The sequence below is a fragment of the Actinacidiphila sp. bgisy145 genome, from assembly GCF_057708125.1.
Genome location: NZ_JBYIRL010000033.1, coordinates 57663 through 80938 on the forward strand (window position 1 = coordinate 57663; position 23276 = coordinate 80938).

Sequence of the window (23276 nt, forward strand, 5' to 3'; positions counted from 1 at the left end):
GCAGCGGTCCGAGCCGCCACCCTCCCGCCCGACCCGCTGAGGAGCAGGTCAGGCAGGGGGGCGACGGGATTCGCCTCTTAGATGTCGAAGTACAGCTCGAACTCGTGGGGGTGCGGGCGGAGCTGGAGGGGGGCGATCTCGTTGGTGCGCTTGTAGTCGATCCAGGTCTCGATCAGGTCCTCGGTGAAGACGCCGCCCGCCTGGAGGTACTCGTTGTCGGCCTCGAGGGCCTCGAGGACAGCCGGCAGCGAGGTCGGGACCTGGGGGACGCTCGCGTGCTCCTCCGGAGCCAGCTCGTAGAGGTCCTTGTCGATCGGCTCGGCCGGCTCGATCTTGTTCTTGACGCCGTCCAGGCCCGCCAGCAGCAGCGCGGAGAACGCCAGGTACGGGTTGGAGGACGGGTCCGGGGCGCGGAACTCGACGCGCTTGGCCTTCGGGTTCGACCCGGTGATCGGGATACGCATCGCCGCGGAGCGGTTGCGCTGCGAGTAGACCAGGTTCACCGGGGCCTCGAAGCCGGGCACCAGGCGGTGGTAGGAGTTCACCGTCGGGTTGGTGAAGGCCAGCAGCGACGGGGCGTGCTTGAGGATGCCGCCGATGTAGTAGCGGGCGATGTCCGACAGGCCCGCGTAGCCCTGCTCGTCGTAGAAGAGCGGGGAGCCGCCGGTCCACAGCGACTGGTGGACGTGCATGCCGGAGCCGTTGTCACCGAAGATCGGCTTGGGCATGAAGGTCGCGGTCTTGTTGTTGCGCCAGGCCACGTTCTTGACGATGTACTTGAAGAGCATCAGGTCGTCGGCCGCGGCGAGCAGCGTGTTGAACTTGTAGTTGATCTCGGCCTGGCCCGCGGTGCCGACCTCGTGGTGCTGGCGCTCGACCTGGAGGCCGGCCGCCTCCAGCTCCAGGGAGATCTCGGCGCGCAGGTCGGCGAAGTGGTCGACCGGCGGGGCGGGGAAGTAGCCGCCCTTGTAGCGGACCTTGTAGCCGCGGTTGTCCTCGGTGGCGCCGGTGTTCCAGGCGGCCGCCTCGGAGTCGATGTGGTAGAACGACTCGTTCGCCGAGGTCTCGAAGCGCGCGCTGTCGAAGACGTAGAACTCGGCCTCGGGGCCGAAGTACGCGGTGTCGGCGATACCGGTGGAGGCGAGGTACGCCTCGGCCTTCTTCGCGACGTTCCGCGGGTCGCGGCTGTACTGCTCACCGGTGATCGGGTCGTGGATGAAGAAGTTGATGTTCAGCGTCTTGTCCCGCCGGAACGGGTCGACACGCGCGGTCGACAGGTCCGCCCGGAGCGCCATGTCGGACTCGTGGATCGCCTGGAACCCGCGGATCGAAGAGCCGTCGAAGGCCAGTTCCTCGGTCGGGTCGAACGTCGAGACCGGAACCGTGAAGTGCTGCATCACGCCGGGCAGGTCGCAGAACCGGACGTCGACGAACTTGACGTCCTCGTCCTTGATGAACTTGTTGACGTCGTCGGCGTTCTGGAACATCCAACTCCTCCTAGGCCCGGCCCCGCGGGTCGGGGTCGGCGATCGAGACGTGCGGCCAGTGCGGTGGCGCACACTGCCCTGACCATAGGGATCAGGGATTTCTCCAGCATGACCCATTTGTTTCGCAGAGGTTAACCGCGACGCCGTGGATTTGCCCCCGAACGCCCGTCGCCCAGGAGCCGCAAGGGCGGCCGGCGGGTGCCCGCGGTGCCCGCCCGGTGGGCGCCGGGCGCCCGGGGTTACCGTGGATGCCGTGGACAACAGGGAAGTAGTGGGATCGTGGCTCTCCGGGCCCCGCGCGGCCGCGGAGCAGATGGGCGTCGAGTTCGGCTACCGCGGTGAGCGGCTGGGCCTGCCCGAGGACGGACCGGGTTCCATCGCGTCCGTCGGCCGCCGGATCGCGGCGATCTTCATCGACTGGGTGCTGTGCGTGCTGATCGCATACGGCCTGATCGCGCACCGTGACGTGCACTCCGCGAACAACTGGGCGCTCGCCGTCTTCGGCGCGGTCAGCCTGATCGGGCTGTCGCTGGTCGGCGGCACCCCGGGGAAGATGATCACCCGGTTGCGGGTGGTCGGCCTTGACGGACGCCGGCTCAGCCCGCTGGCGGCGGTGATCCGTACGGTGCTGCTGCTGCTCGTGATCCCCGCGCTGGTCTGGGACCGCGACACCCGCGGGCTGCACGACAAGGCGGCCAAGGCGGTCCAGATCCGGATCTGACCCGCGTTCCGAGGGGCGCGGCGGACGCGGGAAGACATGGGAAGACGCGGGAAGACATGAGAAGGGGTGCCGGGAGATCTCCCGGCACCCCTTCTCACGCGTCTTGACCCGCAGACGGTTCAGCGGCCCCGCGGCATCCGCATCCCCTTGGGCATCGGCCCCTTCGGAATCGGCATGTTGCTCATCAGGTCCCCGAGCGCCCGCAGCCGGTCGTTCACCTCGGTGGTCTTCGGGCCGCTCAGCGACCGCGGCAGCCGCAGCAGCGTCGTACGGATCTTCTTCAGCGGCAGCTGGCCCTCGTCCTCGCCGACGATGTAGTCGTGCACCGGCACGTCGTAGACGACCCGGGCGACCTTCTTCTTCTCGGCGGCCAGCAGGCCCTTCACCCGGTTCGGGTTGCCCTCGCCGACCAGCACGATGCCGGCCCGGCCGACCGCCCGGTGGACGACGTCCTGGCTCTTGTTCATCGCCACCGCGGGGGTCACGGTCCAGCCCCGTACGTTCTGCAGCACGGCGGCGGCAGCGCCCGGCTTGCCGTCCAGCTGTCCGAAGGCGGCCCGCTCGGCGCGGCGGCCGAAGACCACCGCGGTCGCCAGCAGGGCCACCAGCAAGCCCAGGATGCCCGCGTAGATCGGGTGGTTGATCAAGAAGCCGAGGGCGAGGATGACACCGAAGGTGACGATTCCCACAGCCGCAAGGACAAGACCGATCTTAGAGTCGGCCTGCCTGGTCATCTTGTATGTCTGGACGATCTGTGCGAGCCGTCCAGAACTGCTCTCGGATGTTTCCTTCCTCGCCATGTGGCAAAGGATACGTGGCCTGTCGGTACGCCGTCACCGCGGTCCGAGGGCCTCGCCCCGCTCGCTGCCCGCGAGCGCCGCGATCTCGCGCTCGGCCTCCCGCCGGTCCTTGGCGCGCTGCCGGTCCGCCACGACTGCCGCCCAGGCGTTCCTGCGGGCGGTCTGCTGGCCGCCGCCGAGCAGGAAGCTCTCCACGGCACGCAACGCACCCGCCACCGGACCCGTACCCGGGCCTGTCCCCGGAGCCGCGACCGCCCCCGGGGCGGACCCCCGGCGGTGGCCGGGAACCGCCGGAACCGGCTGGAGCCGGAAGCGCGGCTGGAGCCGCAGACGGGGTGGCAGCCCGGTCAGGAGGCGGCCGGGAACGTGCACCTGCTCGGACGGCGACGACGGCGACGACGGCATTGCGTCCCCTCGGGAGGAAGGCGGAACGAGGAAGGCTGCGGGTGGAGCGGGACGTGCCGTGCGAGGCCCGGAAGCCCCTGCCGGGACCGGCGGAGCCGGGGCCCCGGCGCCCGGAAGGACCCGGCACGGCAACGGTGTGGCAGGACCAAGCCTCGCCACACCGTGTTACCAGCCGGTGACCATCCGGTCAATCTCACATGAAAGCGGCACCGTCGGCGGCCACGGCCGGCTCCAGGCCCGCCCGCCGGTCGATGGCCTGCTGGAAGAGGCGTCCGGCCCGGTACGACGAACGGACGAGCGGCCCGGACATCACACCCGCATAGCCGATCTCCTCGGCCTCCTCCTTCAGCTCCACGAACTCCGCCGGCTTCACCCAGCGCGCCACCGGGTGGTGCCGGGCGGAGGGCCGCAGGTACTGGGTGATGGTGATCAGCTCGCAGCCCGCGTCATGCAGGTCCTGGAGCGCCTGGCTGATCTCCTCGCGCTCCTCGCCCATGCCCAGGATCAGGTTGGACTTGGTGACCAGCCCCGCCTCGCGGGCGCGGGTGATCACCTCGAGGGAGCGCTCGTAGCGGAAGCCGGGGCGGATGCGCTTGAAGATCCGCGGCACCGTCTCCACGTTGTGCGCGAGCACCTCGGGGCGGGCGCCGAAGACCTCGGCGAGCTGGGCGGGCTCGGCGTTGAAGTCGGGGATGAGCAGCTCGACCTTCGTACGGCCGCCGGGGCGCTCGGCGGTCATCGCGTGGATGCGGCGGACCGTTTCCGCGTAGAGCCAGGCGCCGCCGTCCTCGAGGTCGTCGCGCGCGACACCGGTGATCGTGGCGTAGTTCAGGTCCATGGTGAGCACGGACTCGCCGACCCGGCGCGGCTCGTCCCGGTCCAGGGCCAGCGGCTTGCCGGTGTCGATCTGGCAGAAGTCGCAGCGCCGGGTGCACTGGTCGCCGCCGATGAGGAAGGTCGCCTCGCGGTCCTCCCAGCATTCGTAGATGTTGGGACAGCCCGCCTCCTGGCACACGGTGTGCAGGCCCTCGCTCTTCACGAGTTTCTGCATCTGTGTGTACTCGGGACCCATCTTCGCCCGGGTTTTGATCCACTCGGGCTTGCGCTCGATGGGGGTCTGGCTGTTGCGGACCTCAAGGCGCAGCATCTTGCGTCCGTCGGGTGCGACTGCGGACACGACCGGCTCCCTCTAAAGCTTCGATTCTACGGCGAACACCAGCGTACGCCCGTGCTTCCCATGGCCTGTCCTCCGTGCAACCCGCGGCATGGAGAAGGCATTCCCTGCTTCCGCCTACACCGCGCGGGGCAGCAGCACCGCGCTGCCGAGCACCGCGGCCAGGTGCTTCTCGACCACCGGCAGCACCTCCGCCACGGTGACGTCCCGGCCCAGCTCGGCGGAGAGCGAGGTGACGCCCGCGTCGCGGATGCCGCACGGCACGATCCGGTCGAACCAGGTGTTGTCCGGGTCGCAGTTGAGCGCGAAGCCGTGCATGGTCACGCCCTTGGCGACGCGGATGCCGATCGCCGCGAGCTTGCGGTCCTCACGGCGCTGTCCGGCGTTCGACGGGGCGTACTCCGGGCCGCTCAGCCGCGGGTCGAACTCCTCGTCGGCCAGCCGCGGGTCGAAGTCCAGGGTCAGGCCGCCGGGCTGCTGCGGCACCGGGTCGCCCAGCACCCACACGCCGCTGCGCCCCTCCACGCGGGAGGTCGCCACGCCGAAGTCGGCGGCCACCGCGATCAGCGCGTCCTCCAGCCGGCGGACGTGGGCGACCACGTCGACCGGGCGGGGCAGCTTCATGATCGGATAGCCCACGAGCTGGCCCGGGCCGTGCCAGGTGATCTTGCCGCCGCGGTCCACGTCGATCACCGGGGTGCCGTCGAGCGGGCGTTCGCTGTCCGCGGTGCGGCGGCCGGCGGTGTAGACCGGCGGGTGTTCGAGCAGCAGGCAGGTGTCGGGCACCTCGTCGAGGAACCGGGCCGCGTGCACACGGCGCTGCTCCTGCCACGCCGATTCGTACTCGACGGCTTCGGCGCCGAACCCCAGGTGGACGAAGCGCAGTTCGCTCACGGCTACTCCTACTCCTCTGCGGTGCGCGACGGAGGCGCGCTGCGGGCCGCGGCTGGTGGTGCGGCCGTACGCACCTCAGCAACTGTACGGCGGCGCGCGGGGCGGGCGTGCCGCGGGCTCCGCGCGGCTGTGGACAACGCTGCGGGGCGGCGGAATCCAGCCGCGCCGGGTGTGTCCGGAATGCCGCTACTCGTAGCCCGTTCGGGCGAATATCCGGCTCTTACGGTGAGCTTCCCAGCACTGACCGTTACATTCGCGCCGATCCTGTCTCACCGCCCAGAGGAAGTGGACCGTACTGCCGATGACGGACCGCCCCACGCAGCGAACGCCGAACCTTCCGACCAGCGAGGCGCCCCGCCAGGCGCGTACCGAACGTACCGAACGTACTGCGCGTACCGAACGGCACCACCGGGCCAACACCAAACTCGCGGAGATCATCGCGGAGGCAGGCTTCTCGCACGCGGGACTCGCCCGCCGGGTCAACCAGCTCGGCGTCGAGCACGGGCTCGACCTCCGCTACGACAAGACGTCCATCACCCGCTGGCTGCGCGGCCAGCAGCCGCGCGGCACCACCCCCGCGCTGATCGCCGAGGTCTTCACGCAGCGCCTCGGCCGCCGGCTGGCCGCCCCCGACCTCGGGCTGGACGCGTGCGCGCCGGTCTACGCGGGCCTGGAGTACGCGGCCACGCCCGAGGAGGCGGTGGACATCGTCAGCGGGCTGTGGCGCAAGGACACCGGGAACCAGGCCGAGCTGCGGAAGATCGCGTTCACCCCGGCGGGACTGGTGGTGCCCAGCCGGGACTGGCTGATCGGGCGGGCCGACGAGCGGGTGGGGCAGGGGGCGCCGCCGGGGGGCCTGGCGGCGCCCTCGGGTGCGCCGCCGCCCGCCGAACCGGGCGGCGGAGCACCGGCCCCGGGGGCGTGGCCGGGGCGGGGCGCGCGGGTGCCGGTGCAGGGGCGCGGGCCGGGGGACGGCGAGCCGTTCGTCGTGCTCGGCGGTACCGGGCCCGCGTCCGGGGGCGGCGCGGCCGGGCGGGTCGGCGCGGGCGACATCGCGGCCGTACGGGCCGTGGGCGACCTCTTCCGCTCCCTCGACCACGCGTACGGCGGCGGGCACGCCCGGCAGGCCCTGGTCCGCTACCTGGAGCACGAGGCCGAGCCGCTGCTGCGCGGCTCCTACGGCGAGGCGCTCGGCCGCCGGCTGTTCGCCTCCGTCGCCGACCTCACCCGGCTCGCCGGGTGGACCTCCTACGACATCGGGGCACACGGCCTCGCGCAGCGGTACTTCGTGCAGGCGCTGCGGCTGGCGCAGGCGGCGGGGGACCGGGCCTACGGCAGCTACGTCCTGGTGACGATGAGCCGCCAGGCCGTCTACCTCGGGCACGGGCGGGAGGCGGTGCAGCTCGCCCGGGTCGCGCAGCAGGGGGTCGGGTCCGCGGCGCCCGCGGTCGTCCACGCGCTGCTGCACGCGGCCGAGGCGCGCGGGCACGGGCTGCTCGGGGAGGCGCGGGCCTGTGCGGCGGCGCTGGCGCGGGCCGAGCGGTCGCTGGCCGCCGCCCGCGGCGGGGACGAGGTGCCCGGGTGGGTGCGCTTCTTCGACGAGGCGCAGCTCGCGGACGAGTTCGCGCACTGCCATCGGGACCTGCGGCAGTACCGGGCGGCGGTGCAGTACGCCGAGCGGTCGCTCCAGCTGAGGGCGGCGGCGTACGCGCGCAGCCGGTTGTTCTGCCGCACGGTGCTGGCGTGTGCGCGGCTCGGGCTCGGCGAGGTGGAGGCGGCGTGTGCGCACGGGGTGGAGGTGGTGCGGGGGGCGAGCGAGATGAGGTCGGTGCGGGCCGCCGAGTATGTGCGGGACTTCCGGCAACGGCTCGAGCCCTTCCGCGACACGGTCGCCGTACGTGCCTTTCACGACCGCATTGCCGCGTTGCCCCGCTGAACGCCTTGCCGGCGGGGCTTGGCGGGTGGGCGGTTCGCCGTTCCCGCGGGACGGGGGCGCGGATGCGGGTCGAGGGCGCGGACGCGGGTCGAGGGCGGGAACGGGGGTGGGGGGCCATGTGGGTGGCCGGGCCGAGGCGCGTCGTGGCTGGTCACGCAGTTCCCGCGCCCCTGGGGGGTGCCCCTTGCGGTGGTGGGTTTGTGTGCGGGTGGGGTGTGGCTGGTCGCGCAGTTCCCCGCGCCCCTGCCCACCTGCGGCGCTTCCCGCCACAGCCGGCAGCCCCGCCGCGAGGCGCAACACCCGGGGGCGCTAGGCCGCGTCGGCCAGGCGGGATTTGTCAGACACGGCCTAGGCCGCGCGGGGTGGGGTGTGGGCGGTGAGGTCGCGCAGGGCCGCGGAGGCGGCGCGGCGGCCGGAGAAGAGGGCGCCCTGGAGGGTGGAGGTGTCGCGGTGGTCGCCGCAGACGTAGAGGCCGGCGAGGAGGCGGACGGGCCGGCGCAGGTCGTGGGGCGGGGGCATGGCGGGGACGCAGTGCGCGGTGGTGCGCAGGGAGAGCAGGTCCCAGTGGTCGGTGGAGGTGCCGTAGAGGTCCGCGAGGTGGGCTCGGATGGTCTTGTCGTCGGAGCCGTCCGGCGGGGGGCCGAGGAGGACGGAGGTGACGAGGGTGCGCCCCCGCGGAGCACGGGTCGGGTCGACGGCGGTGGCCGCGTAGGTGTGGGAGACCGGCCCGAGGCGGTCGGCGTCGAGGACGAGGACGGGCTCGCGCAGGGGCGCCGTGGGTGCGGTGGGCGCGGCGTGGTGGACCACGGTGACGGGGTGGAAGCCGGGCACGCGCAGCCCCGGCAGGAGCGCGGCGGCCGCGTGGGCGTCGGTGGCGACGACCACGCCGCGGCAGGGGAGTTCGGCGCCGTCGGTGGTGTGCACGGCGTTGGCGGCGACGTGGGCGGCGCGCACCCCGAACCGTATGGTGCCCGGCGGGAGGGCGGCGGCGAGCCGTTCGGGCAGACGGGCGGCGCCGCCCACCGGCAGGCAGGACCGGCCCCGGGCGAAGCCGCGCAGCACGATGTCGGCCACCCGGCTGGACGTGCCGAGTTCGGCGTCGCACAGCAGCGCGGCGAGCAGCGGCCGCAGGAAGTGCTCGACGGTGCGGGGCGCGAAGCCGCGCCCGGAAAGCGCGAGGGCGGCGGTGCTCTCGGGGCGGGCGGTGATGCGGTGGGTGGGGGTGGCGGCGAGCCGGTCGAGCGCGGTGCCGAGCCGGGCCCGGTCGCGGGCCGAGCCGAAGGACGCGCGGGTGCCGCGGGGCCCGCCGACCCGGAAGGCGCGGCCGGCGGAGTGGACGAGCGCGCCGGGCGCGAGCGGGGCCAGCGGCAGCCCGCGCAACCCGCGGGTGCGGGACAGCTCGGGGTAGGCGGTGTTGAGCAGTTGGGGCCCGCGGTCGAGCCGGAAGCCGTCCACGCTGTCGGTGGCCATCCGCCCGCCGACGCGTTCGGTGGCCTCCAGGACGGTGACGCGCATCCCCCCTTCGGTCAGGTGGTGCGCGGCAGCCAGGCCGGCCGGTCCGGCGCCGATGACGATCACGTCCGTGGCCGCGGCCGTGCTGTGCGGGCGTGCTGGTGCGAGCACGATGCCCCTCCCGAGGTCGGGTCCGATCCCCGCTCGCGCCCGCGCGGGGGGCGGGGGCGGGCGGGTGCGGCAGGCGGCCCTGCTCCGCCGACGCACCGTCAACTGCCCGCTTCCGCCCGGCGGCCGGCCGTCGGCACCGGCCCGCGCGAAACGCTGCTAAAGGTCATGCCCTCATCAAAGGCAAAGGATGCGGGGCGGACCGGCCCGATCCGGCCCTTTCCGGCGAGCTTTCCGGCCGTACGGCCCCGCGGACACGCCGCCGCTGGCATACGGCCGCAGGGCCCCCCACCGGACGGCCGCGGTGCCGCGCTCCTCAGACCTGGTTGCGCGGGGGCAGCGCCGCCTTGATCGCCCCGTCGATGTCCGGGTGCGCGAACGGGAACCCGGCGTCCAGCAGCCGCTTGGGCCGCACCCGCTGACTGCCCGTCACGTCGCCGGCGAACTCCCCGAGCACCGCGCGCAGCGCGAACGACGGCACCGGCAGCACCGTCGGCCGGTGCAGTACCCGCCCCATCGCCGCGGTGATCTCGCTGTTGGTGCGCGGGTCCGGAGCGGTCAGGTTCACCGGCCCGGACAGCTCCTCGTGGTCGATGGCGAACCGCAGCGCGGCGATCTCGTCGGCGAGCGAGATGAAGCTCCAGTACTGCCGCCCGCTGCCCAGCCGCCCGCCCAGCCCGGCCCGGAAGAACGGGAACAGCGCGCCCCACGCCCCGCCCTGCGGCGAGACCACCAGGCCGGTGCGCGCGTGCACCGTGCGGATGCCGGCCGCGCGCGCCGGGTCGGCCGCCGCCTCCCACGCCTGGACCAGGTCGGCCAGGAAGCCGCTGCCCGCCGGGCTGTCCTCGTCCACGAAGCGGTCGCCGGTGTCGCCGTAGTAGCCGATCGCGCTGCCGGCCACCAGCACCCGCGGCTTCGGGTCGAGCGCGGCCATCGCCCGCGCGATCGTGGCGGTGCCGTCCACCCGGCTGTCGAGGAGCACCTTTTTGCGCCGGTCGCTCCAGTGCCGCGCCGCGACCGGCGCACCCGCCAGGTGGACGACCGCGTCGCAGCCCGCGAGCGCCCCTTCGTCCACGGTGCCCGCCCGCGGGTCCCAGCGGGCCTCTCCGGGGCCGGCCGGGGCGCGCCGGACCAGCGCGACCACCTCATGGCCGTCGGCCGTCAGAGAGGCGGACAGGGCGGAGCCGATCAGCCCGGAGGCGCCGGTGACTGCGATACGCATGGGGGCCATTGTGCCCGGTCGCCCCGGCGCGCTACCCGAAGCGCGCCCACAGCTGCGGGAAGCGCTCCGCCATCGCCGCGTCGTCGTCGAAGTCCGGGCGCACGCCCTCCGGGTCCTGGCGCGGCGGCAGCTCCAGATCCGGCAGCCGCACCCCGGTCAGCTGCTCGTACGCCTCGTCGGCGGCGTACCCCAGGTCCTCGGCGTCGCCGTCGGCCTCGGGGTCGAACTCCGGGACCAGGAACGCCAGGTCGTCCGGGGCGTGCAGGGCGCCCTCGAAGACGTGCCGGCCCTGGCCGATCAGCCAGCACCGGAAGAAGTCGAACGCGTCCTCGTCCACCCCGCCCAGCATGACGTCCGCGGCGCCCCACAGCTCCCACGACAGCGCCCGGTTGAACCGCGTCTCGAAGTGCCGCGCGAAGTCCAGCACGGCGTCCGGGTCGAGGCCGGCCAGCCGTTCCACCACCAGGTCGGCCTGCTCCTCCGGATCGTCTTCCGCCGCCTCACGCGCCCGGTCGACGATCTCCCAGAACTCCGTCTCGTCCATCACGCGTCCAGCTTCCCGTGCGGCGATACCCCGTGCAACGCGACCACGCTACTGCGCGGCGGCCGTATCGAGGGGCCCGGGCAGGTGCGCGACCGGCCCGCCGCCGGCGGGCGGCCCCACGAACGGGTGACGGGGCACCCGGGAAGGTCACGCCAGCCGCAGCTGGTAGGCCACGGTACGCCGCAGCGGCCGGAAGCCGAGCGCGGCGTTCACCGCCAGCATGTGCCGGTTGTCGTCCGCCGTGTTCGTGACGACCTCCGCCACCTCGGGGTGGCCGTCGACCAGGTGCCGCAGCATCGCGGACTTCAGCCACAGCCCCAGCCCGTGCCCGCGGTGTGCGGGCAGCACCGCGGTGTCGAGCTGCTTGGCGCGGGCCCCGCCGCCGGCGGCGGCCTCGGCGGGCAGCGTCAGCTTGGTGTACCCGGCCACGGACCCGTCGGCGACGCTGACCGCCGCGTGGTTGAGCAGCCGCTCACCGCGCCGGGCCGCCAACTCCGCGGTCCTGCGCACCCGCTCGGCGTCCCACTGGGTCCACGTCACGGCCAGGCCGCCGGTCGGCTGGTCCGCCAGCCCGGCCCGGGCCGCGGCGAAGGAGTCCGCGAGCGCGTCCGGCGGCGCGCCCTCCCAGGACGCCAGCCGGTAGCCGGGGTGCGGCACGTCCGGCAGCTTCACGATCCGCTCCGGTATCTCGGCCAGCAGCAGCCGCTGCCAGGTCAGCCGGAGCGCGGGCACGAAGTCCCGGGTGGACAGGAAGCTCTCGCCCGGGGTGCCGGCCAGTACCTCCGTCGACAGCCGGCGGCAGTTCTCCTCGGCCGCCGCGGCCACCACGGTGGTCAGCAGCCGCGACCCCATGCCCATCCTGCGGTGCGCGGGATGGACGGTCAGCTCCACCGACGCCAGGCGGCCGCTGTTCTCGGCGGTCGGCAGCCGCAGCTTCGCCGTCGCCACCCCCTCGCCGTTCGCGCCGTACGCCAGCCACAGCGCCAGCCGGCTGCCGGGCCCGACGGTGGTCAGCGCGGTGCGCACCTCGGCGAGGGTCGGCAGCGGTTCGCCCGGGCGGTCGTGGGCGAGCGCCGCGGACCGCACCCGGTGCCACGCGCGGACGTCGTCGTCGGTGGGGGAGGTCAGCCGCCGGTGTTTGGTAGGCATCCGGGGGAACCTAACCGGTCGGTGTAGGTGCCCGCAATCCCTTCCGAGGCGCGGATTCCCACGTCACGGCGGCCGCCGTACGAAAACGCGCCGTTCCCGGCGGGCGCGTTTCGCACCGGATGCGACCCATGCCCGGACATGCGCCGGCGGCGGGCCCCTCCGGTCAGGGACCCGCCGCCGTACCGCGTTCACCGGCCGGACCGGGAAGCACCCGGAACCGGACGGCACACCGTGCCTCAGAGCCCGTAGCGCTCCGCGGCCTCCTTCACCGTTTCCGGCTTGACCTCGCCGCGCCGGGCCAGCGCCGCCAGCGCCTGCACGGTCAGCGACTGCGGGTCCACGCCGAAGTGCCGACGGGCCGCCTCACGCGTGTCGGAGAGCCCGAACCCGTCGGTGCCCACCGACGTCCAGTCCTGCTCCACCCACGGCGCGATCTGGTCCGGCACCGCCCGCATCCAGTCGCTGACGGCGACCACGGGCCCCGGCGCGCCGGCCAGCGCCCGGGTCACGTACGGCACCCGGTCCTCGCCGCGCAGCCGCGCCGCGTCGCACGCCAGCGCCTCGCGCCGCAGCTCCGTCCAGGACGGCGCCGACCACACGTCCGCGGCCACCCCCCAGTCCTCGGCGAGCAGCCGCTGCGCTTCCAGCGCCCAGTGGATCGCGGTGCCCGACGCCAGCAGCTGCGTGCGCGGCGCGTCCGCGGCGGCGGGCGCCGCCTCCTGGTAGCGGTAGAGGCCCTTGATGATGCCCTCCTCCACGCCCTCGGGCATGGCGGGCTGCACCTTCGGCTCGTTGTACACCGTCAGGTAGTAGAAGACGTCCTGGTCCTCGCCCTCGACGGCCGGACCGTACATCCGCCGCAGGCCCTCGCGGACGATCACCGCGACCTCGAACGCGAACGCCGGGTCGTAGGAGATCGCCGCCGGGTTGGTGGAGGCGAGCAGGTGCGAGTGGCCGTCGGCGTGCTGGAGGCCCTCACCGGTCATCGTGGTGCGGCCCGCGGTGGCGCCGATCACGAAGCCGCGGCCGAGCTGGTCGGCGAGCGCCCAGAACTGGTCCGCGGTCCGCTGGAACCCGAACATCGAGTAGAAGATGTAGAACGGGATCATCGGCTCGCCGTGGGTGGCGTACGACGTGGCCGCGGCGGTGAAGTCGGCGAGCGAACCGGCTTCGGTGATCCCCTCGTTGAGGATCTGGCCGTCCTTCGCCTCCTTGTAGTACAGCAGCTGGTCGCGGTCGACCGGGTCGTACGTCTGGCCCTTGGGCGAGTACAGCCCGGCGGACGGGAAGAGCGACTCCATGCCGAAGGTGCGGGCCTCGTCGGGCACGACCGGCACCCATCGGCGCCCGGTCTCCTTCTCCCGCATCAGGTCCTTCACCAGCCGGACGAACGCCATGGTGGTGGCGATCTCCTGGCTGCCGGACCCCTTCTCCAGCGGCTTGTACGCCTTCTCCGGCGGCAGCGGCAGCGGTGCGGCCGCCACCTTGCGGGCCGGCGCGGGACCGCCCAGGGCCGCCCGGCGCTCGCGCAGGTACTGGATCTCGGGGGAGTTCTCGCCCGGGTGCCAGTACGGCACCACGTCCGCGTCCAGCGCGCTGTCCGGGATCGGCAGCTCCAGCAGGTCGCGCATGGCGCGGAACTGCGTGCCGGTGAGCTTCTTCATCTGGTGGTTGGCGTTGCGCGACTCGAAGCCGGCGCCGAGCGTGTAGCCCTTCACCGTCTGCGCGAGGATCACCGTGGGCGCGCCCTTGTGCTCCATCGCCGCGCGGTAGGCCGCGTACACCTTGCGCGGCTCGTGGCCGGCGCGCGAGGTCTGGAAGAGCTCCAGCAGCTTGGCGTCGGTGAGCTTCGCGCCGATGGTGCGCAGCGAGGCGTCCGCGCCGAAGAAGTGGTCGCGCAGGTAGGCCGCGTCGCGGGTGGCGTACGTCTGGAACTGCGCGTCCGGAGTCTCCCGCAGGCGCCGCAGCAGCGCGCCGTCGGTGTCCTGGGCCAGCACCTCGTCCCAGGCCGCGCCCCACAGCGCCTTCACCACGTGCCAGCCGGCGGCGCGGAACTGCGCCTCCAGCTCCTGCACGATCTTGAAGTTCGGGCGGACCGGGCCGTCCAGCCGCTGGAGGTTGCAGTTGATGACGTAGGTCAGGTTGTCCAGGCCCTCGCGGGCGGCGAGCGCCAGGGCGGCGGTCGACTCCGGCTCGTCCATCTCGCCGTCGCCGAGGAACGCCCACACGTGCGAGCCGGACGTGTCCTTGATGCCGCGGTGCTCCAGGTAGCGGTTGAACCGCGCCTGGTAGATCGCCGAGAGCGGGCCGAGGCCCATGGACACGGTCGGGAACTCCCACAGCCACGGCAGCCGCCGCGGGTGCGGGTAGGACGGCAGGCCGTCGCCGCCGGCCTCCTGGCGGAAGCGGTCCAGGTGCGCCTCGGTGAGGCGGCCGTCGAGGAACGCGCGGGCGTAGATGCCGGGGGAGGCGTGGCCCTGGATGTAGAGCTGGTCGCCGCTGCCGGCGCCCTCCTTGCCGTGGAAGAAGTGCTGGAACCCGGTCTCGTAGAGCCAGGCGGCCGAGGCGAAGGTGGCGATGTGGCCGCCGAGGCCGAGTTTGCTGCCGCGGGTGACCATCGCCGCTGCGTTCCAGCGGTTCCAGGCGGTGATCCGCGCCTCCAGCGCCTCGTCACCCGGGTAGGCGGGTTCGGCGGCGGTGGGGATGGTGTTGATGTACTCGGTCTCCAGCGGCGTCGGCAGGCTCAGGCCGCTCTCGCTACCGCTCTCCAGGGTGCGGCGCATCAGGTACGCCGCCCTGTGCGGGCCCGCGGCCTTGGCGACCGCGTCCAGGGACGCGCGCCATTCCGCGGTCTCCTCCGGGTCGATGTCGGGGATCTGGTCGAGCTGACTCGGCCGGGTACGGCCTACGGCGTCAGGCATGGGTGTGTGCCGCCTTCCAGACAACGGAGGGAGGGTGGTGGGAAGTGTGAGTCGGGCACGACAGGAAGCTCCCCGCCGATCGACGTTACGCCGCGATCGATGATCGATCAATGGGTTGCCGAGAAGTAACCACAGGTCGGCACGGGGTGCCAGCCTTCGGGGCACCCAGTGACACCTGGGCTTCGCCTGGGAAACAGCGGTCCACGCCCCGCCCGCCCCACCCTACCGAAGGGGCAGCCGGGCTCCGCTCCGCCCAACGGCAGGCGCCCGCCCCGCGGCTACACCTGCGGGGCGCAGCTCAGCACATGGGACTTGATCAGCTCGCCGATCCGCGGATCGCGGGCGGTGAACGCGTCCACCAGCTCCTGGTGCTCGTCGGCGTAGGCGCGCGGCGCGGGGCTCAGCCAGCGCATCGACAGCGTGGTCCACACCTCGATGCCCAGCGACTCCCACACGTGCAGCAGCACGCCGTTGTCGGCCGCGCGGACCAGCTCGTGGTGGAAGGCGACGGTGTGCCGGACCTGCGCCTCGTCGTCCAGCGCGGCGTCGGCCGCCCGCAGCGCGGCCACCTCGCGCTCCAGCGGGCCCGGGTCATCGGCCAGCGCGGCCGCCGCCAGCTCCGCCGCGACCTGCTCGAGACCGGCCCGCACCGGGTAGCTCTCCTTGACGTCTGCCGCCGTCAGACCGCGCACCCGCACGCCCTTGTTCGGCGCGGACTCGATCAGCCGCAGCGTCTCCAGCTCCCGCAGCGCCTCACGGACCGGCGTCTGGCTGACCTCCAGCTCGACCGCGATCCGCCGTTCCACGATCCGCTCGCCCGGCTTCCAGCGTCCGCTGACGATGCCGTCGAGGATGTGCTCGCGGATCTGCTCGCGCAGGCTGTGCACGACCAGATGAGGGGCGGCGACTTGGGCCATGGGGGCGCGCTCCTTCGCTGTTGCGTGCCTACGACGATACGACGGGGCGGCCGGGCTGCCGCCGGTCGGGACGGCCCGAACCCGTGAACGGGCCGGCGCGCCCCTGCCGCGCGGCGGCGCCCCCGCACCCGGTGGGACCGGTTGCGGGGGCGCCGTCAGCACTGCGGTTCAGGCGCGCAACGCGCTCACAGGCCGAGCTCGACCTCGAACTCGCCGGCCTCCAGGATCTCCTTGACCGCGGTCAGGTAGCGGGCCGCGTCGGCACCGTCCACCAGCCGGTGGTCGTAGGAGAGCGACAGGTACGTCATGTCCCGGACGCCGATGACCGTGCCCTCGGCGGTCTCCACGACCACCGGGCGCTTGACGGTCGCGCCGATGCCGAGGATCGCGGCCTGGTTCGGCGGCACGATGACCGTGTCGAACAGCGCACCGCGCGAACCGGTGTTGCTGATCGTGAAGGTCGCGCCCGCCAGGTCGTCCGGGGTGATCTTGCTGGCCCGGACGTTGGCCGCCAGCTCGGCGGTCTTCTTGGCGATGCCCGCGATGTTCAGGTCGCCGGCGCCCTTGATGACCGGGGTCATCAGGCCCTTCTCGGAGTCCACCGCGATCCCGATGTTCTCGGAGTCGAAGTAGGTGATCGTGCCCTCGTCCTCGTTGATACGGGCGTTGATCACCGGGTGGGCCTTGAGCGCCTGGGCGGCGGCCTTGACGAAGAACGGCATCGGGGAGAGCTTCACGCCCTCGCGCGCCGCGAAGGACTCCTTGGCCAGCCCGCGCAGCCGCATGACCCGGGTGACGTCCACCTCGACCACGCTGGTCAGCTGCGCCTGCGAGTGCAGGGCCTTCATCATGTTGTCGCCGATGACCTTGCGCATCCGGGTCATCTTGACCGTCTGGCCGCGCAGCGGCGACACCTCGACGGACTTCGCCGCCTTGGGCGCGGCGGCAGCGGGAGCGGCCGGCGTCGCGGCGGCCTTGGCGGCCTCCGCGGCGGCGAGCACGTCCTGCTTGCGGATACGGCCGCCGACGCCGGTGCCCCGCACCGAGCCGAGGTCCACGCCGCTCTCGGCGGCGAGCTTGCGGACCAGCGGGGTGACGTAGGCGCCGTCACCGGCCGGGGCCGCCGGAGCCGGAGCGGGCGTGGCCGGGGCGGGCTGGGCCACCGGAGCGGGGGCCGGAGCCGGAGCCGGAGCAGCGGGTGCCGGAGCGGCCGGGGCGGGCGCGGCCGGAGCCGGCGGGGCCGCCTGAGCGGGAGCCGGGGCGGCGGGCGCGGGAGCCGGGGCCGCCGGAGCCGGGGCGGGCGCGGCAGGCGCGGGGGCCGCGGCCGGAGCGGCACCGGCCGCACCGACGACCGCCAGCTTCGCGCCGACCTCGGCCGTCTCGTCCTCCTGGACCAGGATCTCCAGCAGGGTGCCGGAGACCGGCGACGGGATCTCGGTGTCGACCTTGTCCGTGGAGACCTCGAGCAGCGGCTCGTCGGCCTCGACGCTCTCGCCGACCGCCTTCAGCCAGCGGGTGACGGTGCCCTCGGTGACGGACTCGCCGAGCGCGGGCAGCACCACGTCGGTGCCGGACGCGCCGGAGGCGCCGGCGGCCGCCTGCGCGGTCGGGGCCGGGGCGGGGGCCGCGGCCTCGGTGGACGGCGTCGCGGCGGCCGGGGTCGGCGCGGGCGCCGGCTCCGGGGCGGGCTCGGCCGCGGGGGCCGCCGGGGCGGCGGGGGCGCCCGAGCCGTCGTCGATCACGGCCAGCTCGGCGCCGACCTCGACCGTCTCGTCCTCGGCGACCTTGATGGACGCCAGGACGCCCGACGCGGGCGAGGGGATCTCGGTGTCGACCTTGTCGGTCGAGACCTCGAGCAGGGGCTCGTCGGCCTCGACCCGCTCACCTTCGGCCTTCAGCCAGCGGGTGACGGTGCCCTCGGTCACGCTCTCGCCGAGCGCCGGCAGGGTTACGGAAACCGCCATGGTTGCGGTTGCTCCTAACGATCTGTGCGGATGGGTGGCGTGTTCGAGGGTCAGTCGTGCGAGTGCAGGGGCTTGCCGGCCAGCGCCAGGTGCGCCTCGCCGAGCGCCTCGCTCTGCGTCGGGTGGGCGTGGATGAGCTGCGCGACCTCGGCGGGCAGCGCCTCCCAGTTGTAGATGAGCTGCGCCTCGCCGACCTGCTCGCCCATCCGGTCGCCGACCATGTGCACGCCCACGACCGCGCCGTCGCGCACCTGGACCAGCTTGACCTCGCCCGAGGTCTTGAGGATCTTGCTCTTGCCGTTGCCGGCGAGGTTGTACTTGAGCGTGACGACCTTGTCCGCGCCGTACACCTCCTTGGCCTTCGCCTCGCTGAGGCCCATGGAGGCGACCTCGGGGTGGCAGTAGGTCACGCGCGGCACGCCGTCGTAGTCGATCGGCACCGGCTTGAGGCCGGCCACCCGCTCGGCGACGAGGATGCCCTCGGCGAAGCCGACGTGCGCGAGCTGGAGGGTGGGCACCAGGTCGCCCACCGCGGAGATGGTCGGCACGTTGGTGCGCATGTACTCGTCGACCAGGACGTAGCCGCGGTCCATCGCGACGCCCTGCTCCTCGTAGCCGAGGTTCTGCGAGACCGGGCCGCGGCCGATGGCGACGAGCAGCACCTCCGCCTCGAAGGTCTTGCCGTCGGCCAGGGTGACCTTGACGCCGTTGTCGGTGTACTCGGCGCCCTGGAAGAAGGTGCCCAGGTTGAACTTGATGCCGCGCTTGCGGAAGGCCCGCTCCAGCAGCTTCGAGCTGTTCTCGTCCTCGACCGGCACCAGGTGGGGCAGGCCCTCGACGATCGTCACGTCGGTGCCGAAGGACTTCCACGCCGAGGCGAACTCGACGCCGATCACGCCGCCGCCCAGGATGATCGCCGACTGCGGCACCCGGTCCAGGACCAGGGCGTGGTCGGAGGAGATGATCCGGTTGCCGTCGATGGTCAGGCCCGGCAGCGAGCGCGGTACGGACCCGGTCGCCAGCACGATGTGCCGGCCCTGGATGCGCTGGCCGTTCACGTCCACCGAGGTGGGGGAGGAGAGCCGGCCCTCACCCTCGATGTAGGTGACCTTGCGCGAGGCCACGAGGCCCTGCAGGCCCTTGTACAGGCCGGAGATCACGTCGTCCTTGTACTTGTGGACGGCCGCGATGTCGATGCCCTCGAAGGTCGCCCGCACACCGAACTGCTCGCTCTCGCGGGCCTGGTCGGCGATCTCGCCGGCGTGCAGGAGCGCCTTGGTGGGGATGCAGCCCTGGTGCAGACAGGTGCCCCCGAGCTTGTTCTTCTCGATCAGGGCGACGTCGAGTCCAAGCTGTGCGGCACGCAGGGCAGCCGCGTAACCGCCACTGCCACCGCCGAGGATCACTAGGTCGAAAACAGTGCTGGCGTCGTTCGCCACGTCACGTCCTCCATGCATGGGGTTCGCCGGAGCCGGTCCACCTAGACCGGACGGCGGCTTTGGTTCGGCCGCTTTGTCTCAAAGGGGGCCCTGTCGTGCCGACCCACATCTTCGCACTTGTTGGCGGCCGGTGAGGCATCGGGCCGGGCGGTGTGACGCAGCAGGCGCGTAGCACGTACGGCCCCGGGTGATTCACCCGGGGCCGCGTGTGAGCTAACTCACGGCGCTTTTCTCTGCCCACCTCTTTGCCGACCGGCGCGGTCAACGGGCGCCGGTCAGAGCAGCTCGCCCTCGGCGGCGGTACGGGCGAGGCCCACGAGGGTGCGGACGGCGCTGCCGGTGCCGCCCTTGGGGGTGTAGCCGAAGGGCGCGCCCTCGTGGAAGGCCGGGCCGGCGATGTCGAGGTGCGCCCAGGAGATGCCTTCGCCGACGAACTCGCGCAGGAAGAGCCCGGCGATCAACCCGCCGCCGGGCCGCACGCCCATGTTCGCGATGTCGGCCACCGGCGAGTCGAACGTCTTGCGCAGCTGCTGCGGCAGCGGCATCGGCCAGGAGTCCTCGCCCTCGGCGAGCGCCACGGCGTGCACCTTGGAGCGGAAGTCGTCGTCGTTGGACATGATCCCGAACCGGCCGTCGCCCAGCGCGAGCACCATCGCCCCGGTCAGCGTCGCCACGTCCACGATCGCGTCCGGCGACTCCTCGGAGGCGCGGGCCAGCGCGTCGGCCAGCACCAGGCGGCCCTCGGCGTCGGTGTTGAGCACCTCGACGGTCTTGCCGCTGTACATCTTCAGCACGTCGCCGGGGCGGGTCGCGTTGCCGCCGGGCATGTTCTCGGCCAGCGCCAGCCAGCCGGTCACATTGACCGCCAGCCCGAGCTTCGCGGTGGCCAGCACCGCGCCGAACACGGCGGCCGCGCCGCTCATGTCGCACTTCATCGTCTCGTTGTGCCCCGGCGGCTTCAGGGAGATGCCGCCCGAGTCGTAGGTGATGCCCTTGCCGACGAAGGCGAGCGAGACGGTCGCGTCGGGGTGCGTGTAGGCGACCTTGACCAGGCGGGGCGGGGTGGCCGAGCCGCGGCCGACGCCGATGAGGCCGCCGTAGCCGCCCTTGGCGAGCGCCTTCTCGTCCAGTACCTCGACCTTCAGGCCGTGCTCCTTGCCGGCCTGCTGGGCGAGGGCGGCGAACGCGGTCGGCGTGAGGTCGTTCGGCGGGGTGTTGATCAGGTCGCGGGCCCGGTTGACCTCTTCGGCGACCGCGACGGCGCGCGCGGCGGCGGCCTTGTGCTCCTTGTCGCGCGGCTTGGCGCCGGTCACGGTGACCTCGCCGAGCGCGCCCTTCGTGTCCCCGGACCGGTAGGTGGTGAAGGTGTACGCGCCCAGCAGCGCACCGGTGCCGACGGCTTCCACGTCGGCGGCGGAAGCGGCGGGCAGGGCGAAGACCGCCTTCCTGGCGCCGGCCAGGGTGCGGGCGGCGACGCCCGCGGCCTTGCGGAGGGCGTCCGCGTCGTACGGCTCGCCGTCTCCCGCGGGTTCGCCGAGGCCGACCGCGAGCACCACGGGAGCCTTCACGCCGTCGGGGGAGGGCACCTTGGTCGACTCGCCCTCGGCGCCGGACGCGCCCAGGGTCTCGAGGACGGCGGCCAGCTTGCCGCCGAACGCGTCGTCCACGGCGTCCGCTCCCGGCGCCAGGCGCGGGCCTTTCGGGCCCTTGGTCACGCCTACGACGACGGCATCCGCGCGCAGCGCTGCGGCGGAGGAGGCGCTTAGTGTCAGTGCAGTCACGGTGGGTGGGGTCCTAACGGTCGAAGGTGTGCGGGCCACCACGACGCCGGAGCAGCCCTCCGTCGAGCCTACGCTGCCGAGTTGCGGCTCAGCGGGCGGGCAGGCGGACGTGTCCGCATCCCGCTGCGGCGGGGCGGACCACGCGGTCAGCGCAGCGACAGGACGAGGAGGGCGCAGGTCGCGGCGGTCTCGCACAGGGCGCCGAACACGTCGCCGGTCACCCCGCCGAAGCGGGTGCGGCAGCGGCGCAGCAGCGACTCGGCGGCGGTGGCGGCGAGGGCCGCGGCGAGCAGGAAGCGGAGCCAGGTCAGGCCCGCAAAGCCCGCGCCGGCGAGTGCGGCGAGCCCGGCGCACCCCGCGGCGACGGTCCACGCGGTACGGGGGGACAGCACGCCGGCGACGGCCGCGCCGAGGCCGCCCGGGCGGGCCGCCGGTATCCCGCGGCGGGCCGCGAGCGTCATCGCGACGCGTCCCGCGACGGCGCCGGCCACCGCGGACACCGCGCCGTACACCCACCCGTGCCCGTAGCAGGCGGTCAAGGCGGCGACCTGGCCCAGCAGCACCAGGACCAGGGTCAGTACGCCGAACGGTCCGATGTCCGAGCGCTTCATGATGTCCAGTGCCTGCGCGGGGGGCTTGCCGCTGCCCAGCCCGTCGGCGGTGTCGGCGAGTCCGTCGAGGTGCAGGCCTCGGGTCAGCACGGCCGGGACGGCGACCGCGCCCACCGCCGACAGCAGCGCGCTCGCGCCGACCGCGTGCAGGCCCGCGCCGACCGCGCCCGCGACCGCGCCCACCGCCACCCCCACCAACGGCGCCGCCCGCATGCCGCCCCGCGCGGCCTCCCGGTCCCACCGCGTCACCCGTACGGGCACCACCGTCAACGTCCCGAACGCGAACCTCAACCCATCCCCACCAGCCACCCCAGGAGGCTACCCGCCCCCGCCCAGCCCAGCGCCCGCCTCCCCCCAAGGAAGACGGCCACCGCCGGGACCGCGCAGGGGGTTCACCCGTCCAAGGGTTCCTCGCCGAAGATCTCCTCGGCCGTCGTCGCGGTGAGCGCGCGGCGGAACCATTCGCGCAGCAGTTCGGGGTCCCGGCTTTCGGAGATGCGCGTGCGGGAGGCGTCGTCGAGGGTGATCCGGCGGGACTCGATGAGCAGGAACAGGTCCTCCGCGCGGCCCTTCGCGAGGCCCTTTGCCTCGCTCTCCGCGATGACCCTCTGGGCGGACTCGGAACGGAAGAAGGAGGTGTCGATGGCCATGAGGCCCTTCCGGAATTCTGCTGCCGGGCTTGCGCCCAGGCCGAGTTCGGTGCTCGCTCGAACGGTGGTGTGGCCGCCTCCCGCGGGGGAGACGGCCACTGTTGGGACTGCGGAGAGGTTTCAGCCGTTCGAGGGCTGCTCGGCGAAGATCTCCTCGGCCGTCGTCGCGGTGAGCGCGCGGCGGAACCATTCGCGCAGCAGTTCGGGGTCCCGGCTTTCGGAGATGCGCGTGCGGGAGGCGTCGTCGAGGGTGATCCGGCGGGACTCGATGAGCAGGAACAGGCCCTTCGCGAGGCCCTTCGCGAGGCCCTTTGCCTCGCTCTCCGCGATGACCCTCTGGGCGGACTCGGAACGGAAGAAGGAGGTGTCGATGGCCATGAGGTCCTTCCAAATCTGTGCTGCCGGGCCGGTGCCCAGGCCGAGTTCGGTGAGTTCGCGGAAGATCGTCGCGGTGTCGTCGTCGAGCGTCCGGAGCGCGGAGCTCAGTGCCTTCAACATGGTATCCGCGTCGCGGCTGTGACCGTGGGTGATGGCGGAGAAGACGGCGAGCGGGATGTCGCGGACGGCGTCGTCGGGGTCGGTGATGACGGGGACGTTGTGGGGGCCGAGCACGAGGGGGCGCACGGTCATGCTGCGCCACTGGGGTATCCCGTAGTGGAAGGGCCCCTCGGCCCAGCGGGCCGTCCGCTCGTCCTGGCAGGTGACCAGGAGGACCGCCGGCTTGCCGTACTTGGTGTGCAGGTAGCTGAGGTAGTACGCCCAAGTGGCGCACTTGCCGGCGTCCTTGCGTCGCTGGGACTCGATGGCGAGCAGATAGCTCTCGCCGTCGGCGCTGTCGATCTGGAGGAGGGTGTCGATACGGCGCTCGACCGGCATGAGCTCGGTGGCGTCGGGCGACAGCAGGGAGACCGCGACCGGCTCGGCCAAGGGGAGGCCGAGCCGGTCGAAGGTCCGGGCGAAGATGCCGGCGTCCTCTTGGAAGATCCGGTGCATCGCCTCATGTGACGAGGTGACCATGCGCACAGAACGTAGCGGGCCGTT

19 protein-coding genes are annotated in these 23276 nt (G+C 73.2%); 2 read left to right on the top strand and 17 right to left on the bottom strand.

Going from position 1 to position 23276, the window contains the following annotated elements; all coding sequences use genetic code 11:
- Positions 1–77: 77 nt before the first annotated feature.
- A complete protein-coding gene (glnA, locus tag AC3ERT_RS26755; RefSeq protein ID WP_335984118.1) occupies positions 78–1487 on the bottom strand; it encodes a type I glutamate--ammonia ligase in 1410 nt (469 codons plus the stop codon).
- Between the two features lie 253 nt (positions 1488–1740).
- On the opposite strand from glnA, the gene AC3ERT_RS26760 reads away from it, so the two are divergent.
- Positions 1741–2208, top strand: a complete 468-nt coding sequence (locus tag AC3ERT_RS26760) for an RDD family protein (protein WP_435177243.1) — start codon at positions 1741–1743, stop codon at positions 2206–2208.
- 119 nt (positions 2209–2327) lie between these two features.
- Here the strand turns inward: AC3ERT_RS26760 and AC3ERT_RS26765 are convergent, their stop codons facing one another.
- The 4 genes from AC3ERT_RS26765 to lipB form a co-directional block, all read right to left on the bottom strand.
- A complete protein-coding gene (locus AC3ERT_RS26765) occupies positions 2328–3008 on the bottom strand; it encodes a DUF4191 domain-containing protein (protein ID WP_335984122.1) in 681 nt (226 codons plus the stop codon).
- 33 nt (positions 3009–3041) lie between these two features.
- Positions 3042–3203: a hypothetical protein gene (locus AC3ERT_RS26770; protein ID WP_435138026.1), complete on the bottom strand. Its 162-nt coding sequence runs from the start codon at positions 3201–3203 to the stop codon at positions 3042–3044.
- A 403-nt stretch (positions 3204–3606) separates the two neighbouring features.
- Complete coding sequence (gene lipA / locus AC3ERT_RS26775) at positions 3607–4590, bottom strand: lipoyl synthase (protein WP_435138023.1); 984 nt, start codon at positions 4588–4590, stop codon at positions 3607–3609.
- A 114-nt stretch (positions 4591–4704) separates the two neighbouring features.
- Positions 4705–5481: a lipoyl(octanoyl) transferase LipB gene (gene lipB / locus AC3ERT_RS26780; RefSeq protein WP_335984125.1), complete on the bottom strand. Its 777-nt coding sequence runs from the start codon at positions 5479–5481 to the stop codon at positions 4705–4707.
- A 301-nt stretch (positions 5482–5782) separates the two neighbouring features.
- Between lipB and AC3ERT_RS26785 the strand changes: the two genes are divergently transcribed.
- Positions 5783–7417, top strand: coding sequence for an NsdA family TPR-like regulatory protein (locus AC3ERT_RS26785; RefSeq protein ID WP_335984126.1), 1635 nt, complete (start codon positions 5783–5785; stop codon positions 7415–7417).
- 348 nt (positions 7418–7765) lie between these two features.
- On the opposite strand, the gene AC3ERT_RS26790 is transcribed toward AC3ERT_RS26785, so the two are convergent.
- From AC3ERT_RS26790 to AC3ERT_RS26845, 12 genes are all read right to left on the bottom strand, one after another.
- Positions 7766–9040, bottom strand: a complete 1275-nt coding sequence (locus AC3ERT_RS26790) for an FAD-dependent oxidoreductase (protein WP_435177245.1) — start codon at positions 9038–9040, stop codon at positions 7766–7768.
- 313 nt (positions 9041–9353) lie between these two features.
- Positions 9354–10259: a TIGR01777 family oxidoreductase gene (locus AC3ERT_RS26795; RefSeq protein ID WP_435177247.1), complete on the bottom strand. Its 906-nt coding sequence runs from the start codon at positions 10257–10259 to the stop codon at positions 9354–9356.
- A gap of 31 nt (positions 10260–10290) precedes the next feature.
- Positions 10291–10803: a DUF4240 domain-containing protein gene (locus AC3ERT_RS26800; protein ID WP_435177273.1), complete on the bottom strand. Its 513-nt coding sequence runs from the start codon at positions 10801–10803 to the stop codon at positions 10291–10293.
- A 147-nt stretch (positions 10804–10950) separates the two neighbouring features.
- Positions 10951–11952, bottom strand: a complete 1002-nt coding sequence (locus tag AC3ERT_RS26805) for a GNAT family N-acetyltransferase (protein ID WP_435137576.1) — start codon at positions 11950–11952, stop codon at positions 10951–10953.
- A gap of 236 nt (positions 11953–12188) precedes the next feature.
- Positions 12189–14873: a pyruvate dehydrogenase (acetyl-transferring), homodimeric type gene (aceE, locus tag AC3ERT_RS26810; protein WP_435137573.1), complete on the bottom strand. Its 2685-nt coding sequence runs from the start codon at positions 14871–14873 to the stop codon at positions 12189–12191.
- 278 nt (positions 14874–15151) lie between these two features.
- Complete coding sequence (locus AC3ERT_RS26815; protein WP_435177249.1) at positions 15152–15790, bottom strand: GntR family transcriptional regulator; 639 nt, start codon at positions 15788–15790, stop codon at positions 15152–15154.
- Between the two features lie 185 nt (positions 15791–15975).
- Positions 15976–17754 (bottom strand): 2-oxoglutarate dehydrogenase, E2 component, dihydrolipoamide succinyltransferase, encoded by a 1779-nt coding sequence (gene sucB, locus AC3ERT_RS26820; protein WP_435177251.1) that lies wholly within the window; start codon positions 17752–17754, stop codon positions 15976–15978.
- 50 nt (positions 17755–17804) lie between these two features.
- On the bottom strand, positions 17805–19193 hold the full coding sequence (lpdA, locus tag AC3ERT_RS26825) for a dihydrolipoyl dehydrogenase (RefSeq protein WP_335984135.1): 1389 nt from the start codon (positions 19191–19193) through the stop codon (positions 17805–17807).
- Positions 19194–19468: 275 nt separating this feature from the next.
- Positions 19469–20974, bottom strand: coding sequence for a leucyl aminopeptidase (locus AC3ERT_RS26830; RefSeq protein WP_335984136.1), 1506 nt, complete (start codon positions 20972–20974; stop codon positions 19469–19471).
- Positions 20975–21120: 146 nt separating this feature from the next.
- A complete protein-coding gene (locus AC3ERT_RS26835) occupies positions 21121–21894 on the bottom strand; it encodes an adenosylcobinamide-GDP ribazoletransferase (protein WP_435177253.1) in 774 nt (257 codons plus the stop codon).
- Positions 21895–21977: 83 nt separating this feature from the next.
- On the bottom strand, positions 21978–22235 hold the full coding sequence (locus tag AC3ERT_RS26840) for a hypothetical protein (RefSeq protein ID WP_435177255.1): 258 nt from the start codon (positions 22233–22235) through the stop codon (positions 21978–21980).
- A gap of 120 nt (positions 22236–22355) precedes the next feature.
- Positions 22356–23252 carry a hypothetical protein gene (locus AC3ERT_RS26845; RefSeq protein ID WP_435177257.1) on the bottom strand — a complete coding sequence of 299 codons (897 nt, stop codon included), beginning with the start codon at positions 23250–23252 and terminating at the stop codon, positions 22356–22358.
- Positions 23253–23276: the final 24 nt, after the last annotated feature.

What these genes read in the sequence shown, in the direction of transcription:
- sucB (WP_435177251.1), bottom strand. Translation starts at nt 17,754, where the DNA reads ATGGCGGTTTCCGTAACCCTGCCGGCGCTCGGCGAGAGCGTGACCGAG.
- AC3ERT_RS26805 (WP_435137576.1), bottom strand. Translation starts at nt 11,952, where the DNA reads ATGCCTACCAAACACCGGCGGCTGACCTCCCCCACCGACGACGACGTC.
- AC3ERT_RS26795 (WP_435177247.1), bottom strand. Translation starts at nt 10,259, where the DNA reads ATGCGTATCGCAGTCACCGGCGCCTCCGGGCTGATCGGCTCCGCCCTG.
- AC3ERT_RS26840 (WP_435177255.1), bottom strand. Translation starts at nt 22,235, where the DNA reads ATGGCCATCGACACCTCCTTCTTCCGTTCCGAGTCCGCCCAGAGGGTC.
- AC3ERT_RS26785 (WP_335984126.1), top strand. Translation starts at nt 5,783, where the DNA reads ATGACGGACCGCCCCACGCAGCGAACGCCGAACCTTCCGACCAGCGAG.
- AC3ERT_RS26800 (WP_435177273.1), bottom strand. Translation starts at nt 10,803, where the DNA reads ATGGACGAGACGGAGTTCTGGGAGATCGTCGACCGGGCGCGTGAGGCG.
- AC3ERT_RS26765 (WP_335984122.1), bottom strand. Translation starts at nt 3,008, where the DNA reads ATGGCGAGGAAGGAAACATCCGAGAGCAGTTCTGGACGGCTCGCACAG.
- aceE (WP_435137573.1), bottom strand. Translation starts at nt 14,873, where the DNA reads ATGCCTGACGCCGTAGGCCGTACCCGGCCGAGTCAGCTCGACCAGATC.
- glnA (WP_335984118.1), bottom strand. Translation starts at nt 1,487, where the DNA reads ATGTTCCAGAACGCCGACGACGTCAACAAGTTCATCAAGGACGAGGAC.
- AC3ERT_RS26815 (WP_435177249.1), bottom strand. Translation starts at nt 15,790, where the DNA reads ATGGCCCAAGTCGCCGCCCCTCATCTGGTCGTGCACAGCCTGCGCGAG.
- AC3ERT_RS26845 (WP_435177257.1), bottom strand. Translation starts at nt 23,252, where the DNA reads ATGGTCACCTCGTCACATGAGGCGATGCACCGGATCTTCCAAGAGGAC.